Genomic DNA, 2,204 nt, shown 5'->3' with positions numbered 1-2,204 from the left:
CCGACCCGAGAATCAGCGGCTACGAACTCTCTGCACGGCGCCCAGCTGACGTAACCAGACGCGAGTACCGATCAGTAGTTACGGGACAACGCTTAGGGTCTGCTTGAACAGGCGAAATGTGTGCTCACTGTCGAAACAGCGGAGGAAGGACTGCCAGCAGCGGTCCACGTCCGCTCGCGTGGCGCCGGTGCGCGACCACCACAGCCAGACCGGCTTGTTGACCCCGCCGCTGGGCAGCTTCTCCACGACCAGGCGGACGACGGTGCCCTCGATGAGGGGCAGCGGCCCGTCGTGGTCGAGCCACGCGGCGGGTCAGCCTCGGGTGCAGCCGATCCCACGCCCGCGCGGTCGCCTTCCCATAGAGCCGGGTGTCCGTGGCCGTCATGGCCTGCTCGGCGCCCCGGGTTGCGGGATCGCCGAAGACGAACTCACCGCCGTGCTTGGGCGGCCTGCCGCCCTTGGGGTTGGCCAGGTGGAACTCTTCGCGTGCGGGTGTAGGCCGCCGCATCACGCGATCGGACCGGAGCCGGCCGAGGATCTCGACGGGCAGGTGGTCCAGCAGGTGCGCGATGCGAGGAGCGTCGTATCCGGCGTCCAGCACGACCAGGATCTCCGGGTCACCCGGTTTCCACTGGCCAGCGGCGACCAGCCGCTCGATGACCTCGCGGATCTGCATCGTGGTCACCGCGGCGACATCGGCGCCGGGCTCCAGGCGGACCGCGTCCAGCACCGCTGTCCACGAAGTGCGGCCGGTCTCCAGCGCGGCCACCACTGAGTACGGCCAGCCGGGCACCATTTGGTGCTTGCCCTCGCCCCGGCCGAAGGTGTGGCAAAGGGACCGGTCGGCGCATGTGTTGGCGTCCGGTCGCAGCCACGGTGCGACATCCACGGCCGGCGCGAGCCGACCGTCCGCCGCTCTCGGCAACGGCACCCTGGCCAGGGCCCGACGTAGCCGGGCGACGTCGATCCGTCCCTGGTTGAGTCCGCCGTACAGGGCTCCGTGCCCACGACGGTGTTCGGGAGCGAGCGCGAGATCGACCAGTGTCCGCACCGGCCCGTCCGTGCACAGCAGCGCGTCACGTAACTCGAACAACGCGTCGCCTCGAACGGTCAGACACGCGTACAGCTCCGACCGGAAGTGTGACACTTCCGCGAACGCATCCCGCAGGACCTCCCGATACACCAAACTCACGGCCACGGCCTTCGTGTTGATCCACTCTGTGACGGAGCACAGGATCAGACGAAGGCCGCCTATACGTCCGCCGAACTGCGAAACGCTGATCAAGTTCGAGCCGCGTTCGACGCCGGTCGTTAAATGACAAGCTCAGCGCTCCCCGGCAGCGTCACGGGCCCTTTCCGCTTGGTCTCGACGCTTGCAGGAACCGGGACCGCGATGCAGCAAAGGGGCACATACTTCGCTCAGACCGGTCATTCCTCACAAGAGAGGCACAGTGGAGCTGACTGCCGTCCGCAGCATGCGCGGGCGCGCGGCGTGTACCGGCGCACGCCGCCACATGAGGGAACTCCGCGGCCAGCCGGACCTCGACACCCGCGCCGCCGACCTCGACCAAATCGCCGACGGCGAGCGGCCCCGGCAGGGCACTGCCGTCCAACCTGCCGCGGACCGCGTCGACGTTCCGGAGCCGGAGTAGGTGCCGCGGGGTTACTATGAGGCGGGGAACAGGTGCCAGTGCTGGTCCGGCTGGCTGTCGCAGGGCTCCTGTACGAGAGGAGCGCCCGCCTCGGCCTCCTGGCCTTGGAAGGCCACACACCGGATGTTCTGGAACTCTGGCGTCTCCAGCACGGCGTGGGGGAGCCCGTGCTCGCCGTCCCGGTAGGCCACACGGAATTGCTGATTGGTGTCCCATGAATCGCAGGGGGCCGTGGTCATCGGTACCGCGGTGGTCGACCCGTCCGACTCTGCACTGGCCAGGCACTCACCGGTGCCGACGTTCACGAAGGTGTAGTAGAGGATGCCGGTTTCGAAGCGCTCCTGCTGGACCCAGTGCTGCCGCGTCTCTGTGCCGAGTGTCGCCAGCTTGACCGGCTTGTCCCCCTCCGTGCTGGCTTCGGCCACCAGTGCGGTGGCCTGCTCGGCGGCGATGCATACCTGGTTGTCTCCCGGGTCGGCGTGAGCGGGGCCAGTCCCGGTGAGCAGGGCGGCGGTCACGACGACGCCGGCGGCCCAGGTGGCGGTCTTCTTC

General features: G+C 68.6%; 2 protein-coding genes and 1 pseudogene. 1 reads left to right on the top strand and 2 read right to left on the bottom strand.

Annotated elements, in window-relative coordinates:
• Positions 1-93: 93 nt before the first annotated feature.
• Positions 94-1,192: pseudogene (locus tag KUM03_RS24620) on the bottom strand (transposase); the annotation flags it as partial.
• Positions 1,193-1,514: 322 nt separating this feature from the next.
• On the opposite strand from KUM03_RS24620, the gene KUM03_RS24615 reads away from it, so the two are divergent.
• Positions 1,515-1,652, top strand: a complete 138-nt coding sequence (locus tag KUM03_RS24615) for a hypothetical protein (protein ID WP_217251488.1) — start codon at positions 1,515-1,517, stop codon at positions 1,650-1,652.
• A 14-nt stretch (positions 1,653-1,666) separates the two neighbouring features.
• Here KUM03_RS24615 and KUM03_RS24610 read toward each other — a convergent pair.
• A partial coding sequence (locus tag KUM03_RS24610; RefSeq protein WP_217251487.1) for an RICIN domain-containing protein occupies positions 1,667-2,204 on the bottom strand: 538 nt, incomplete at its 5' end.

Source organism: Streptomyces sp. AC602_WCS936, assembly GCF_019049125.1.
Taxonomy (GTDB): Bacteria; Actinomycetota; Actinomycetes; order Streptomycetales; family Streptomycetaceae; genus Streptomyces.
This window is presented reverse-complemented; position numbering and strand designations above follow the sequence as displayed.